13 protein-coding genes are annotated in these 15,642 nt (G+C 41.1%); 6 read left to right on the top strand and 7 right to left on the bottom strand.

Annotated features, from left to right (window positions below; genetic code table 11):
* The first annotated feature begins 85 nt into the window (after positions 1–85).
* The 6 genes from epd (at position 86) to CWB85_RS13180 (ending at position 7,412) form a co-directional block, all read left to right on the top strand.
* Positions 86–1,102 carry an erythrose-4-phosphate dehydrogenase gene (epd, locus tag CWB85_RS13155; RefSeq protein WP_138555140.1) on the top strand — a complete coding sequence of 339 codons (1,017 nt, stop codon included), beginning with the start codon at positions 86–88 and terminating at the stop codon, positions 1,100–1,102.
* A 68-nt stretch (positions 1,103–1,170) separates the two neighbouring features.
* Positions 1,171–2,346, top strand: a complete 1,176-nt coding sequence (locus CWB85_RS13160; RefSeq protein ID WP_016708538.1) for a phosphoglycerate kinase — start codon at positions 1,171–1,173, stop codon at positions 2,344–2,346.
* Positions 2,347–2,559: 213 nt separating this feature from the next.
* Positions 2,560–3,624 (top strand): class II fructose-bisphosphate aldolase, encoded by a 1,065-nt coding sequence (fba, locus tag CWB85_RS13165; protein WP_016708539.1) that lies wholly within the window; start codon positions 2,560–2,562, stop codon positions 3,622–3,624.
* A gap of 664 nt (positions 3,625–4,288) precedes the next feature.
* The gene (phoB, locus tag CWB85_RS13170; RefSeq protein WP_016708540.1) at positions 4,289–4,978 is read left to right on the top strand and encodes a phosphate regulon transcriptional regulator PhoB; all 690 of its coding nucleotides are present in this window, start codon (positions 4,289–4,291) and stop codon (positions 4,976–4,978) included.
* A 44-nt stretch (positions 4,979–5,022) separates the two neighbouring features.
* Entirely contained in the window at positions 5,023–6,345 is a 1,323-nt protein-coding gene (gene phoR, locus CWB85_RS13175; protein WP_016708541.1) for a phosphate regulon sensor histidine kinase PhoR, read from the top strand.
* Positions 6,346–6,443: 98 nt separating this feature from the next.
* Entirely contained in the window at positions 6,444–7,412 is a 969-nt protein-coding gene (locus tag CWB85_RS13180; RefSeq protein ID WP_016708542.1) for a PstS family phosphate ABC transporter substrate-binding protein, read from the top strand.
* Between the two features lie 84 nt (positions 7,413–7,496).
* On the opposite strand, the gene mdoH is transcribed toward CWB85_RS13180, so the two are convergent.
* The 7 genes from mdoH to pcnB form a co-directional block, all read right to left on the bottom strand.
* Positions 7,497–9,476, bottom strand: a complete 1,980-nt coding sequence (gene mdoH / locus CWB85_RS13185; protein WP_016708543.1) for a glucans biosynthesis glucosyltransferase MdoH — start codon at positions 9,474–9,476, stop codon at positions 7,497–7,499.
* A complete protein-coding gene (locus CWB85_RS13190; RefSeq protein ID WP_138555141.1) occupies positions 9,448–11,139 on the bottom strand; it encodes an OpgD/OpgG family glucan biosynthesis protein in 1,692 nt (563 codons plus the stop codon). The genes mdoH and CWB85_RS13190 overlap by 29 nt, the downstream gene beginning before the upstream one ends.
* A 334-nt stretch (positions 11,140–11,473) precedes the next feature.
* Complete coding sequence (locus CWB85_RS13195) at positions 11,474–11,713, bottom strand: hypothetical protein (RefSeq protein WP_016708545.1); 240 nt, start codon at positions 11,711–11,713, stop codon at positions 11,474–11,476.
* A gap of 18 nt (positions 11,714–11,731) precedes the next feature.
* Entirely contained in the window at positions 11,732–12,583 is an 852-nt protein-coding gene (panC, locus tag CWB85_RS13200) for a pantoate--beta-alanine ligase (RefSeq protein ID WP_016708546.1), read from the bottom strand.
* Positions 12,583–13,377 carry a 3-methyl-2-oxobutanoate hydroxymethyltransferase gene (gene panB, locus CWB85_RS13205; RefSeq protein WP_016708547.1) on the bottom strand — a complete coding sequence of 265 codons (795 nt, stop codon included), beginning with the start codon at positions 13,375–13,377 and terminating at the stop codon, positions 12,583–12,585. The genes panC and panB overlap by 1 nt, the downstream gene beginning before the upstream one ends.
* 31 nt (positions 13,378–13,408) lie before the next feature.
* A complete protein-coding gene (gene folK / locus CWB85_RS13210) occupies positions 13,409–13,894 on the bottom strand; it encodes a 2-amino-4-hydroxy-6-hydroxymethyldihydropteridine diphosphokinase (protein ID WP_029216123.1) in 486 nt (161 codons plus the stop codon).
* 2 nt (positions 13,895–13,896) lie between these two features.
* Positions 13,897–15,255, bottom strand: a complete 1,359-nt coding sequence (gene pcnB / locus CWB85_RS13215) for a polynucleotide adenylyltransferase PcnB (RefSeq protein ID WP_232321854.1) — start codon at positions 15,253–15,255, stop codon at positions 13,897–13,899.
* Positions 15,256–15,642 lie beyond the last annotated feature (387 nt).

Genomic DNA, 15,642 nt, shown 5'->3' on the forward strand with positions numbered 1-15,642 from the left:
TTCAAACTCAAGGTCGATTACAATACCGCCATCTCAAAGGCAGGTTGCCTTTATCTGCAAGCAACTAGAGTGGATTTTCTTTCTAATGGCAATCAAACTTGCAATTAATGGTTTTGGTCGAATTGGTCGAAATATTGTCCGCGCGCTTTATGAATCGGGACTTAGTGACAATATTAAAATTGTTGCGATTAATGAACTCGCCGATCCTCAAGGGATTGCTCACTTACTGAAATATGACACCTCTCATGGTCGTTTTAAGTATCCAGTTACGTTGGGGGAAGACTCCCTAAATGTTGCAGGCGATACCATTGCATTATTTTCTGAGCAAAATCCAATTGAGCTGCCATGGCAGTTACTTGATATTGATGTGGTTTTAGAGTGTACCGGTGTTTATCATTCTCGTGAACACGCGCAATTGCATTTAGATGCAGGGGCCAAAAAAGTTTTATTTTCTCAGCCAGCTGATGCAGATGTGGATGCCACGATAGTGTATGGTATCAACGACGATGAGCTGCTTACTGAGCATACGATTGTGTCTAATGGTTCATGTACGACTAACTGTATCGTGCCAGTTATCAAGGTACTTGATGATGCGTTTGCTATTGAGTCAGGGGCGATTACCACTATTCATGCGTCAATGAATGATCAACAAGTGATTGATGCTTATCACCATGATTTACGTCGTACCCGTGCTGCAAGTCAGTCTATTATTCCTGTTGATACTAAGTTAGCTCGTGGGATTGAACGGATTTTACCTAAGTTTCATGGCCGTTTTGAAGCCATTGCGGTACGCGTGCCTACTATCAATGTGACAGCGATGGATCTAAGTGTAACAGTCAACGCAGATGTTGATTTAAACGCGGTGAATAAAGTATTAAAAGCTGCAGCGAAAGATCGTTTAGAAGGTATTTTAAGCTATACCGAAGAGCCATTAGTATCCGTTGATTTTAATCATGACCCACATTCTTGTATTATAGATGGCACACAGACACGAGTCAGTCATAAACGGCTGATAAAGTTGTTAGTCTGGTGTGATAATGAATGGGGTTTCGCTAATCGGATGCTCGATACAGCACGAGTAATGATGGCAGCAAGTAATTAATATAAAAGTTATACCATAAAATAAAACCTATATATTTCAAGTCAGTATCGTTAACTAAGGAGAAGTCCATGTCGGTCATAAATATGGCAGATTTAGATTTAAACGGCAAACGCGTGTTAATTCGTGAAGATTTAAATGTACCAGTAAAAGCAGGTAAAGTGACCTCAGATGCACGTATTCGTGCTGCATTACCAAGTATTAAGCTTGCTCTTGAAAAAGGCGCTAAAGTAATGGTGATGTCACATTTAGGCCGCCCTACGGAAGGGGAATACAACGAAGAGTTTTCTTTAGCTCCGGTTGTTGATTATTTAAATGAAGCACTTGAGCAAAATGTACGTCTTGAAAAAGATTACTTAAATGGCGTTGAAATTGCTGATAATGAAGTGGTGGTTTTTGAAAACGTACGCTTTAACGTTGGTGAAAAGAAAGACGATGAAACGCTAGCTAAAAAACTAGCGGCATTATGTGATGTCTATGTAATGGATGCATTTGGTACGGCTCACCGTGCGCAAGCATCTACCCATGGCGTTGGCTTATATGCAGATGTTGCGTGTGCGGGGCCACTTTTAGCCGCAGAATTAGAAGCGTTAGGCAAAGCACTTGATAACCCTGCACGTCCACTTGTGGCAATTGTTGGTGGTTCAAAAGTATCAACTAAATTAACGGTACTTGATTCATTGTCAACGATAGTTGATCAACTTGTAACTGGCGGCGGTATCGCGAATACTTTTATTGCTGCAGCGGGTTACCCTGTAGGTAAATCATTATACGAAGCTGACTTAATTGACGAAGCAAATAAGTTAAGTGCAGCGGCGAAAAGCAATAATGGCGAAATCCCAGTACCAACAGATGTTGTTGTTGCTAATGAGTTTTCTGAATCTGCAGTGGCAACATTAAAAGATGTTAGCGATGTAACAGACACAGATATGATTTTTGATATTGGCCCAGATACGGCTAACCAACTTGCAAAAATTATTGCAAATGCGGGAACTGTCGTCTGGAATGGCCCGGTTGGCGTATTTGAATTTGATCAGTTTGGTAATGGCACGCGTGCGATTGCACAAGCGATTGCTAATTCTAACGCATTTTCAATTGCCGGTGGCGGTGATACGTTAGCAGCCATTGATAAATATGGCATTGCCGATAAAATCTCGTATATTTCAACTGGCGGTGGCGCTTTCCTTGAGTTCTTAGAAGGGAAAAAACTACCTGCAGTTGCTATGCTTGAACAACGCGCTAAGTAATTAGCGTTTGCTTAGTGTGCTTATTTAAGTAAGCACACTGAGTACGACCAGTTATTAAATACCTCTCACCCTTATTTAATTACTGGTTATGTATAACGGTAAATTTGGCATAAGCCGAGGCTATCGAGGTGCAGTGATTGCACCGAACTCAACTATTCCGTTCGAACTAGGTAGTGGTGCGTGCACTGCTATCGACAATTTGGAGAATACCAAATGGCTTTAATCAGTATGCGACAACTTCTTGATCATGCAGCTGAACACGGTTATGGCGTACCTGCTTTTAACGTTAATAACCAAGAGCAAATCCGCGCTATTATGATGGCGGCTGATAAAACTAACAGCCCTGTGATAGTACAAGGTTCAGCTGGCGCTCGTGCCTATGCTGGTGCCCCATTTATTCGTCACATGATTTTAGCTGCCATTGAAGAGTGGCCACATATTCCTGTGGTTATGCACCAAGATCACGGCACTTCACCTGGCGTTTGCCAACGTTCAATTCAATTAGGCTTTTCATCAGTGATGATGGATGGTTCATTAATGACTGATGGTAAAACACCATCAAGCTACGACTATAACGTTGATGTTACACGTAAAACTGTTGAACTTGCGCACTCATGTGGTGTGTCTGTTGAAGGTGAATTAGGTGTACTTGGCTCACTTGAAACAGGTGAAGCTGGCGAAGAAGATGGGGTTGGCGCAGAAGGCAAATTAACCACAGATCAGATGCTTACCGATCCTGAAGAAGCAGCTGACTTTGTCAGTAAAACTCACGTGGATGCACTGGCAATTGCTTGCGGCACATCACATGGTGCGTACAAATTTACCCGTCCACCGACAGATGATATTTTAGCAATTGATCGTATTAAAGCGATTCATGCGCGTATCCCTAATACTCACCTAGTAATGCATGGTTCGTCATCGGTACCGCAAGAATGGCTTGAGATCATTAACCAATACGGTGGTGAGATCCCTGAAACTTACGGTGTACCAGTTGAGCAGATCATCGAAGGTATTAAGTTTGGTGTACGTAAAGTGAATATCGATACTGACTTACGTTTAGCATCAACTGGGGCTATTCGCCGTCATATGGCGTTGAACCCAGCCAACTTTGATCCACGTAAATATTTAGCCGAAGCGACAAAAGCAATGACAGAGATCTGTGTTGCACGTTATGAGTCATTTGGTACTGCAGGTCAAGCTGGTAAGATCAAGCCAATTTCATTGGATGATATGCACCTTAAGTATTTAACTGGTGAATTAGATCCACAGATTAAATAAGTTAACTCATTAAGTTATTTAATAAATAAACAGCCAGTAGCGTTATGTTACTGGCTTTTTTTGTCGTTGATCAACAGAGATCATTATTTTACCAAGCATTGAATTTGGGATCACTGACTTACTAACTTGATATAATTGGGATCAGATTTTTACTAAGGATCAGCTTTGTTGTGAGAGTTTTTGTTGTATAAATAACCACTTCACAGCTTGCTTGTTTAAATGATCAACAACTTACAGATTTTGCTAGGTAAAACAGTGATCCCAGATCGAGCTTGGTTAGTAAAAGCGTGATCCCAAACTCAATGCTTAGTAGAATTTTGATCTCTATAAATGATCAAAGCAACCCGTGTTATATTCATAATTATGCAAAGTTCGATCCCGCCATAATGATGAACAATGGCTATGGAAGCAGAATCACCCCTCGTCAGAGAAATAAAATAAGAGTGCCTTTAGTTAAAGTTGATACGAGCTAAAATATTTCAACTAGTAAAAAAGGGTTGGTTTAATTGCTTGGACTGAGCTTATTTACGCTTATTTAGTTCCTGATATCGGTTAATTGCTGTTTTTTTCCCTGCATTTTGATTTACACGTTACACTTTCATAAAAATGTCATACTTAGTCATAATAATGAAAACTAGTTCGATAACGAAAGAGATAAATTGGAATGTCACGTAAAGTACTTGTCGTCGATGACGAAGCACCGATCAGAGAGATGCTGGTTTTTGTATTAGAGCAAAATGGTTTTCAAGCAATTGAAGCTGAAGACTATGATTCAGCAATTGCTGCTATGGTAGAACCTTATCCTGATATGGTGCTACTCGATTGGATGCTGCCAGGTGGTAGCGGAATTCAAATAGCCAAAAAGTTTAAGCAAAGCGAATATACTCGGCAGATCCCGATTATCATGCTGACGGCCCGCGGAGAAGAAGAAGATAAAGTTCGTGGACTTGAAGTCGGTGCAGATGATTATGTTACTAAGCCATTTTCACCTAAAGAATTGATGGCGCGTATTAAAGCCGTAATTCGTCGTGTTTCACCAACGTCATTGGAAGAAGCGATTGATGTACATGGTTTACGCCTTGATCCTATTTCACACCGTGTTACTTCACAAGGTAGCGAGCTGGATATGGGACCAACTGAGTTTCGTTTATTGCATTTCTTTATGACTCACCCTGAGCGAGTGTATAGCCGTGAACAATTGCTAGATAACGTGTGGGGGACTAATGTCTATGTTGAAGATAGAACCGTAGACGTGCATATTCGTCGCTTACGTAAAGCGATTGCTCCGCTTGGTCATGACCGTTTAGTACAAACTGTACGTGGTGCAGGTTATCGTTTTTCGAGTAAACTATAAACATTCAGGCCAAGGTCGGTCTTGCTCTAAGGTAAAGTGAGTGTATGTATCGAGTTGTCAATAAGCAGGCGTTAGCTAAGCGTCTGCTTATCTATTTCCTACCTTTATTATTAGTGGGTGTGTTGATTGGCGCACCATTTTTGCTTTTGTTTTTAGGTTCATTTTCACTGCTTATTTGGCATTATCATCAGTTATATCGGCTTAGTGATTGGTTATTGAATCAACGCAGTTTCAATCCTCCTGAAGGTGAGGGAGCATGGGAGCAGGTGTTTGAGGGGATCTATCATTTGCAGCACCGCAACCGAAAAAAGCGCAATGAGTTAGCGGATCTGATCCGCCGCTTTCGTGATGGTGCCGAAGCGGTTCCTGATGCTGTTGTGGTATTGCAACGTGACTTAAGTATTGTTTGGTGCAACCAATTGGCGCTAAAGGTGTTGGGTTTACAGTGGCCGACGGATCATGGTCAACGCCTTGATAATCTTGTGAGGGATCCTAAGTTTGCAAAGTATATGCAAATGGGATTGTTTGATGAGGCACTTGAACTGGAAAGTGGTCACAGTGTTGAACACGTTTTAGAGTTTCGGGTAATGCCTTACGCCAGTTCACAATTAATGGTAGTAGTCAGGGATGTGACACGCTTGAAGCAACTAGAGCAAATGCGCAAAGATTTTGTAGCCAATGTGTCACATGAATTACGCACGCCACTGACGGTCGTTACGGGTTATCTAGAAATGTTTGATGGTGACATGATGCCGCCGCCAGCGATGTGGAATAAAGCCCAGGGCACTATGCTTGAGCAATGTAAGCGTATGGATAGCCTCGTAAACCAGCTGTTGTCGTTATCACGTATTGAAGGCGCTCGGCGTCAAGACAACGATAAAGCGGTTAACGTACCGCAATTACTCACTTATGTAAAAACTGAGGCACAGTCTTTGAACCAAGATAAAGGCCATGAGTTGATTTTCGATATTGATGCAGGGCTTGATATTAAAGGTTCGGAAGAAGAGTTGCGCAGTGCGTTTTCTAACTTAGTGTTTAACGCCATTCACTACACTAAAGCCGGCGGTAGAATTACCGTAAGTTGGCAGTTAAAAAATAAACAAGCACATTTCTCGGTGGTTGATAATGGTGATGGTATTGCACCTGAGCATATAAATCGTTTAACAGAGCGCTTTTACCGAGTGGATAAAGCGCGTAGTCGTACTACTGGTGGTTCAGGGCTAGGTTTGGCGATCACTAAACATGTATTAACTCGTCACGAAAGTAAGTTACAAATAACCAGTAAATTAGGTGAAGGCTCAACATTTTCGTTTGCCTTCAATAGCGATAAAACGCTATTACTAACTAATTTAGCTGAGAAAGTATAAAGTCATAAAACTGTCATTTTAGAGTAATCTAACTGTCATCTATTCTCTTTACAGTAGAGCGCAGTTAAGAAATGGACGAACCAAATTGGAGTAACCCAATGAAATTTAAAAATCTAGTCGCCGCAATGGGTGTGGCAGTAACAACATTTGTGTCTGCACAAGCAATGGCAACGGATGCAAGCATTCCTGAATATCAAAAAGTCAGTGGTATTTCAGGTAATTTTTCATCTGTGGGCTCTGATACGTTAGCCAACATGATGACTTTTTGGGCAGAAGAATATAAGCGTATTTACCCAAATGTAAATATTCAAATTCAGGCTGCAGGTTCATCAACAGCGCCGCCGGCATTAACAGAAGGCACGTCTAATTTTGGCCCTATGAGCCGAAAAATGAAATCAAAAGAAATTGAAGCGTTTGAGAAACGTTACGGTTATAAGCCTACTGAAGTGCGTGTAGCTATCGATGCATTAGCAGTGTTTGTACATAAAGATAACCCAATTGAAGGCCTGCGAATTGATCAAGTTGATGCGATTTTCTCGTCAACACGTAAATGTGGCGCAAATGCTGATGTAACACGCTGGAGTGACGTTGGTTTAACGGGTGATTGGGCTGCTAAAGATATTCAGCTTTACGGTCGTAACTCTGTGTCGGGTACATATGGTTACTTTAAAAGTAAAGCACTTTGTAAAGGTGACTTCCGCAACAATGTAAATGAGCAACCAGGCTCTGCTTCTGTGGTGCAGTCAATTTCATCATCAGTGAACGCAATTGGTTACTCAGGTATTGGTTATAAGACTTCTGGTGTACGTACAGTGCCGCTGGCGAAAAAAGGTGATAACTTTGTTGATGCAACACTTGAAAACGTTGCTACAGGTAAATATCCACTGTCGCGCTTTTTATATGTGTATGTGAATAAACACCCGAACAAACCACTTGCACCAATTGAAGCTGAGTTCTTAAAAATGGTGTTATCACAAGATGGCCAAAAAATTGTAGAGAAAGATGGTTATGTGCCGCTTTCTGGCAAAATGGCGATGAGCGAACTTAAGAAGTTAGGTCTGCTTTAAACTCAACTCATCCTAATAATGAGTTAATAAAAAACCGCGCAATGCAAATTGCGCGGTTTTTTATGTTTACGAGTCAAGTTTAAACTAGTTAAATAGTTTCTTCTTGATTTGTTGGTGGGCATTTAAAACGCGTTTTCGTTTACTTAACCCTTGGCGCTTAAAGCTTTGGATTGGCATTACACTCGCATGCTCTGGTGGCAATTCTGGGATTGAGAAATTGGCGACCTCATCACTAGGTAATGTAATTTCTTGCTCATGAACACGTAAAGCGGCAAGTGTGTCGTCATTATCTACTTCACTTGGGCAAATGAATATCCCCATTTTCCGTAACTTAACCCCAAAGCCAATGCTACTTGAATAACGAACAATAGGCGCTGCTAAAATTAATCCGACTAAAATCGGTGACAACCACCAAAAGAAAGTGGGTGTATAGTAATAAGCAACGCTACCCCAAGCAATGGCTACTAAAGTCGCTATTAACGTATAGCCAATTGCTTCTTTCCAAGGCACCATTCGACCCGTTCTTGGTTGCGCATCCCAGGTTACTTTTTTACCTAAAAATACACACACCACAAAGTAACTATGAAATACCATCATGAGTGGTGCGATGATGATTGCAAACACGGTCTCAATAATTGAGCCCAAAATTAGTTTGAATGAGCCTCCAAATTGCTTATTACGATGGATCAAGGTAACTATGATCCCCATTAACTTTGGTAATAATAACAGTACGATGGTGACAAACAGCAGGGAATTAATTAAATCTGTTTTAGCAATTTGCCAAGTCGGAAATAATTGATATGCCTGATTAAAATAGACATTACTATTCATTGCACGAGTAACGGCGTCAATGGTACTAAGCACTAACATTGATAACCAAATCAATGACGAAATATAAGCTGTTGCACCAAGTAAAAAGTGCAGTTTACTCATCATTTTTAAACCTGATGAAGGTAATAAACCTAAATGCTGAATATTACCTTGCACCCAGCGTCTATCCCGAATGGCATAGTCTAGAATATTACTTGGTACTTCTTCGTAGCTACCTTGAATATCGCTAAGCAATAACACATCCCAGCCAGCACGATGTAATAATGAGGCTTCGACAAAGTCATGGCTTAAAATTTCACCGCCGAATGGGGCATTACCTTCAAGTACAGGTAAACCGCAGCAATCAATAAACGCTTCAACACGAATAATGGCATTATGGCCCCAGTAATTAGCCTGATTGGTTTGCCAAAAAGCAGAACCAGTCGCCAGCATAGGGCTGTACAAAACAGAGGCAAACTGTAAAAAACGGCCAAAGAAAGTATCTTGTCTTACTGGAATAGGAATGGTTTGAATAAGCCCTGTTTGTGGATTGTTGATCATACTTGAGGTGAGTTCAAGCATACATTGGCCAGTCATGATACTGTCAGCATCAAGCACAATCATGTGCTCATATTTACTGCCCCAACGTTCACAAAAATCAGTTAGATTACCTACTTTACGGTGTTTGTTATCTTCACGGCGACGATAAAAAGTTTGTTTCGCAACATCATCGCCTAATCGCTCGCTTAGGGCGTGCCACGCTTTTAGCTCGTTATTGGCTATTTCTGGATCTTGAGTGTCACTGAGCAAATAAAAGTCATAATGAGCAAATTGACCTGTTTTTATCAGTGAACGCATGCTTACTTCAAAACCTGCGATAACACGCTGGGTATCTTCATTGTAGATAGGCATGACAACCGCTGTTCTGGTTTTACTCAGTGCTTGTTCATCAATTTTAATTGCCTTTTGGCGCTTGAGCGTTAAGGGATCGATTCTAAACAATTGTAAAATAAATCCCATGCAGCCACTGCAAAACGCGGTGACAATCCACGTAAAGGTGATTGAAAACAGTGCCAGTAATGCATACTCAAGTGGGGTCATGCCATTTGAATTTAAAATATCAAACATGATCCACATGCCGTAGGCCGAGATGGCTAACACTAACAGTGAAAATAACCATACTCGCGCCTTTTTAAAAGGCATTGCAGTATTGTGTGTGCTGTTGCTATTCGACGTCATTTGGATACCAGACATAACTCCATACCTCGCTTACTTCTTTGTCACGTAGTGTTAATGATAAGCGCATATCGACAGGCTTATCTCCCTCAGGCGCGATTTTAAAAGCAACACGCCATCCTTGATTATTTGGTAATTGTTGTACTGTTTTATCGCTTATCTTTCCTGAATTGAGAGTTAAATTAGCGAGTAGTTTAATATTGGCTGATAAACTATTAATTGTGTCACCTGTAAAATCGACCGTAAATTGACGGTGGCTTTTTGGTGGTGGATTTTTTTCACCTGGCAAGGCTGCACTGCCAATACGTGTGCGTAAAACGCGCGCTTTATTTTGGCTCGCAAGTGCAGTATTAAAAGTTGACAACTTATAGCTGTAACTTAGTGTCTCACCCGCTTTAAGTGGCTGCTCTGGTACCCAGTAACTAACGATATTGTCGTTAGTCTCTGTATCCGTGGGGATTTCCACTAACTCAACCCGGCCTTTACCCCATTCACCTTTTGGTTCAATCCACAAGCTTGGACGAGCATGGTAATGCGCTTCGGTATCAAGGTAGTTATTAAATTCACGGTCACGTTGCGCGAGGCCAAAACCTTTCGGGTTATCATAACTGAATGAAGTTACGCTAAGTTGCTTAGGATTATTAAGCGCTCGCCATACCCATTTATCATCCTGAGATTGCATTAATAAACCGTCAGAATCATGTACTTCTGGTCGGTAATCATCAAAGAATTTAGTGCTATTTTCACCGTGATAAAACATGCTTGTAAGTGGAGCAATGCCAAGCTTTTTAATATCTTTACGGGCAAATATTTGCATCTGCGTTGTGATTTCAGTGTTAGTCGATGGACTTATCTCAAAACGATAGGCGCCTGTTACAGACGGGCTGTCTAGCAATGCATAAAGCACAATATTTGTGTCTTCTGCTGTTGGTTTAACTAACCAAAACTCTTTAAACACGGGGAATTCTTCACCAGAGCTAAGTGCAGTATCAACGGCAAGGCCACGAGCTGAAATGCCGTACACTTGCTGTGGGCCTACTAAACGAAAGTAAGAAGCACCTTGGAATACTGCGACTTCATCTTTGTACTCGTTATTATTGAGCGGGAAATGAAGTCGAAAGCCTGCGTGACCTAATTGAGTGTTGCCTAAGGCTGCGCTAATTTCCTGCTCAAGTGGAGCTGCAGTACTATCATAGCGGTAGTAATCTGTTTTAAAAGGCAGCTTTTGTACCTTACCATCGGTATCCACGGTGTTGATAGCGATAGGGTTTTTATAAAGAAAACCAGGATGGAAAAGCTGCACTTCATACAAGCTTTGATCCTTCCAAATGGCATGATCTTGGCGAAAACGAATTGCTCTATAATCTTGATAGTTAATGTTATTTAACGTATCTATTGCTATTTCAGGTGCTGCGACGTAGTCGTTTGCTGCTAACTGTTTCGCTCTTGCTGTGATCACTTCAAATAATCTTTCTGAAGGAATGGTAAGCAGCGTTGGTTGTTTTACAGAGACTGGCGCAGCAGTATCTGGCTTTTTAGCTGCTACAGGTGCGGCTGCTTCTGGCTTTTTAGTTGGCTCTTCGGCTGCGCCTGCATTAAAAACAGACAAAGCTAAGAGGGCACTTAACACACTCTTTTTTTTAAATGATGAAGACAGAACTGCTCGCATTTTCGTTTCCATGAGGCTTCCTTTAGCTGTTACCTAATTAATTTTAAATTTTGCAATAAGTTACATTCATTTTTGCAAGAAGCGATCCTGAAATAATTACTTATATTTCAATGGCTTTAGTTTCGCTTATCGTGAGGATGATGTACTTTCTTTGTATAAGCGGGAAATAATTACATGGAATGTATGACTACTTCTTACTAATGTAAGTAGATGTTACTAGATGCAACCTTGCTCTAAAGTGAATGAAAAGGCATTTTACAGACTTTGTTTTACGGGTAATTAGCGAAGGGGAAGAGAGGGGGAACTTGCCAATCACTTTAATAATTGGCAAGTAAGTTTTAATTGATTATTGAACATTACCTAATGCTTCAGCATTTGCTTTACATTGGTTATACGCTTCAATACATTTTGTGCTACACACTTTATGAACCATACCTTCACCGGTACTTTGTTGTTCACAATTTACTTCGCATTGATAGTTTTGCTGCGCACATTGCTGCATTTCAGGGTTTTCTATCTGGCTTTGGCATCCCGCAAGTACCCCAACACAAAGCGCTATGCTTGATAATTTTAGTAATGAATTCATGTTTATCCCTAATTATTGTTATGTAATATCAACTTGCAGATTATCTATAAGCCTAACAGGGCCTAAAAATGCTGCGGCCAATATCACTAGATGGCTATCATTGAGTGTAGCTTTTTTTAGTGTATCGCGCTGCGCTATTTCAAAGTAATCTGGTTTTAGCCCTGCCTGCTGTAATCGTTGTTTAGCTTGCTGGCATATTTCAGTAAAGTCGCGCTGTCCTGCATTTAGTTGCTCAACACTCCAATTTAGCGTTCTAAATAGTTCTGTGGCGGTTTCTTTTTGAATGTCTGATAAGTAGCCATTACGAGAACTCATTGCTAAACCTGAGACTTCACGGCTGGTAGCAACACCAATGATCTCAACAGGAATAGATAAGTCGTGAGCCATGGTTTTAATCACTTGTAATTGCTGGAAGTCTTTCTCACCAAAGCAAGCGTAATCAGGTTGAACTAAGTTAAATAACTTAGTTACAACTGTGGCAACACCACGAAAATGACCTGGGCGAGAGCCTCCACAGTATCCCATGGAAATTCCCGGTACGTCCACAAAGCTTTGGGCATCTAAACCATTTGGATAAATGGTTTCCACGGTCGGTGTAAATACAATATCAGTACCTAGCTCAGCGAGCCCTTGTTTATCAGCAATTAGGGTGCGAGGGTAGTTATCTAAATCTTCGTTTGCGCCAAACTGCATTGGGTTTACGAAAATACTCACGACAACTTTATCGGCCATGTTCTTAGCTTTTTCAACTAACGAGAAGTGGCCTTGATGTAAGTTACCCATGGTCGGCACTAAGGCGACGCTTAGACCGGCTTGACGCCATGCTTTAATTTGGCTGCGTAAGGATTTTATTTCAGTGATCGACTGCATTATTTAAACTCATGTTCTGTGCTTGGAAAAGCACCGCTTTTAACATCGTTACAATACTTTTTAACTGCATCTGGCATGTTGCCTGTCTCGAGTAAAAAGTTTTTAGAAAATTTAGGAATATAACCTGCGGAGATACCCACTAAGTCATGCATAACGAGAATTTGCCCGTCGGTTTGATTACCAGCACCAATACCAATCGTTGGGATTGATACAGCTTCGGTGATTAATTTTGCAAGCTCTGTTGGAATACATTCAAGGACAATCATTTGTGCGCCAGCAGCTTCCAATGCTTTGGCATCGCTAATCATTTTCTGAGCTTGCTCTGCACCACGGCCTTGGATTTTAAAGCCGCCAAAAACATGCACAGATTGTGGTGTTAAACCTAAGTGACCACATACAGGAATACCTTGTTGAGTAAGCGCGACAATTGAGTCATATAACCATTCACCACCTTCAAGCTTGACCATATTAGCGCCTGCACGCATTAACTCAGCCGCATTTTTACAACTTTCTGCTGGGTTTGAGTAGGTCATAAATGGCATATCAGCTATAACGAATAACTCGCGGCTACCAGCGCGTACACTGCGCGTATGATATGCAATATCTTGATTTGTCACTGCTAGTGTATCGTCACCACCTTGTAACACCATGCCTAATGAATCACCAACTAAAATGACATCAACGCCGTTATCGTGAAATAACTTAGCAAAGCTTGCGTCGTAAGCAGTTAAAGCAGTGATTTTTTGCTGTTCTGCTTTCATTTTATTGAGCGTAGAAACGGTTATTTTAGACATAATATCCTCGTAGGCAATGGCCTGAAATTAATTACAGAGGTAATTGGTGTAATTCGTTTAATGCCAAAGTAGCAGTAACACTGTGCAGTGCTGTTCCATTTGGCAGCGTAATATTTGGGGCGATCTCAAGCAGTGGGTAAACCACAAACTCTCGTTCGGTCAAGCCATAATGGGGCACAATTAAGCGCTCACTCTTTATGACTTGATCGCCAAATAATAAAATATCAATATCTAAGGTGCGCGGCCCCCAGCGCTCGGCTTTTCGAACTCTGCCGTGTTGAAGTTCTATTTGTTGTGTTAAATCAAGTAGTTGCTCAGGCTGTAGTGTTGTTTTTAAGGCCGCCACGGCATTTACGTAATCAGGCTGATCTTGCGGGCCCATCGGTTTGCTTGCGTAATAATGCGAAACAGCAATAAATTCACAATCAGCTAATGCGCGCAATGCAGCTACCGCATGATCGAGTTGCGTACGTGGGCTATTTAAATTAGCCCCTAAACCTAGATAGACTGTTTGCATTTTCATTCAGATGCTGGCTTTGGGCTGCGTCGGCGAGTACGGCGACGGCCTTTGCTTGCCCCTTGATTACCTAACGCTTTCACCATGTCTTTTTGACCATTAATGTCTTGTTTTAAATAGTCAGTCCACCAGTTTGCTAATTCCTGATGTTGTTTTTCTCCGGCTTCTACACGGAGTAATAAAAAGTCGTAGGCGGCTTTAAAGCGTGGTTGCTGAGTTAAGCGGTATGCACGTTGTCCTGAGCGTTTATCTAAACGATGTTGGATATGCCAAATATCGCGGGCACCCAAAGTAAATCGCTTCGGCACTGCGATGTGCTGGGCATTTTCACTGAGTACTTTGTTCATTGCTTGCGCAAATGCATCGTATTCAGATAGTTGCTCTTGTGCTTGCAAGGTTTTAGTGATCTTTAATAATGGAAACCAAAGCAAGGCGGCAAAAATAAAGGCTGGTGTTACTTTCTTTTCTGCATTTATGCGTGCATCAGTATTGCGGAACATTTGACGAATAAAAGCAAATTCTAAGCCATCAGGGTTGCTATCTAAAATACGATCAAGCGCTGGGAATAATGCCTTGAAAAGTCCATATTTGCGTAGCATTAAAAAGTTAGCTTCAGCTTTACCATTTAAAAACAGTTTTAATGTTTCTTCAAATAAACGTGCTGGCGGTATATTATCGAGTAGGTTTGCTAATTTTGTTAATGGTTGCTCCGTTGCTGGTGCAATTGACATGTCCAACTTGGTGGCAAAACGCACTGCGCGTAGCATACGTACCGGATCTTCGCGGTAACGCGTTTGCGGATCACCAATCATTTCGATTTGTCTAGCATTGATAGCAGCTAGCCCGTTAGCATAATCATGAATTGAAAAGTCATTAATTGAGTAATATAAAGCATTGATTGAAAAATCACGACGTTCCGCATCTTCTTCAATACTACCAAATACGTTGTCTCGTAGTAGTTGACCTTGCTCATTTGATTGGCTGATTTGGTTTTTATCATCGGCAGCTTCGTGATGACCACGCATGGTGGCAACTTCGATGATCTCACGACCAAAGACAATATGCGCTAAGCGAAAACGACGACCAATTAAGCGGCAATTACGAAACAGCTTTTTAACCTGATCTGGGGTGGCATTGGTGACTACATCAAAATCTTTTGGTTGTTGACCTAACAAAATATCACGAATGCAACCACCAACGAGGTAGGCATCAAAGCCACCATCTTTAAGGCGATATAATACCTTGATTGCATTTGGGCTAAATTGTTTGCGAGAAATACCATGCTCATTGCGTCCAATTATTAAAGGCTGCGCAGAGACTTGAGTATGTTCGGCTGTTGTTGAGGCGGTTGGGCCTATGATTTGCCGACAAAATTGAAAAAGCTTGGAAATAATAATCTGTCTCCTACAGAATCTGGTTATTTGATGGACGCCATCAAAAATTAAACCAAGTATAGTCGCACTACGAGAGTGATCGCTATGCTATGTAATTACTTGGTGATACCTATTGTATTAGAGTTTCGCTTAATCTAGCGAGTTAAAGTTACCATTAACAGCATTAAAACGTTACAACAGGCTAATGTTGTAGATTTTATTTTGTTATTGAACCGTTTTAGTGGTGCTAGTATTGCTTGCTCATTTATCGCAATGGGTATTACTAAATGAATTGCACATTTAAGGTTGGCTATCATATACCAGCACAGCTCAAAAATTAAGTTGAAGGCTTTAAAATTCACCATTTTTAGCGAA

Origin of the sequence: Pseudoalteromonas sp. S1727, assembly GCF_005886375.1 — a bacterium.
Taxonomy (GTDB): Bacteria; Pseudomonadota; Gammaproteobacteria; order Enterobacterales; family Alteromonadaceae; genus Pseudoalteromonas; species Pseudoalteromonas haloplanktis.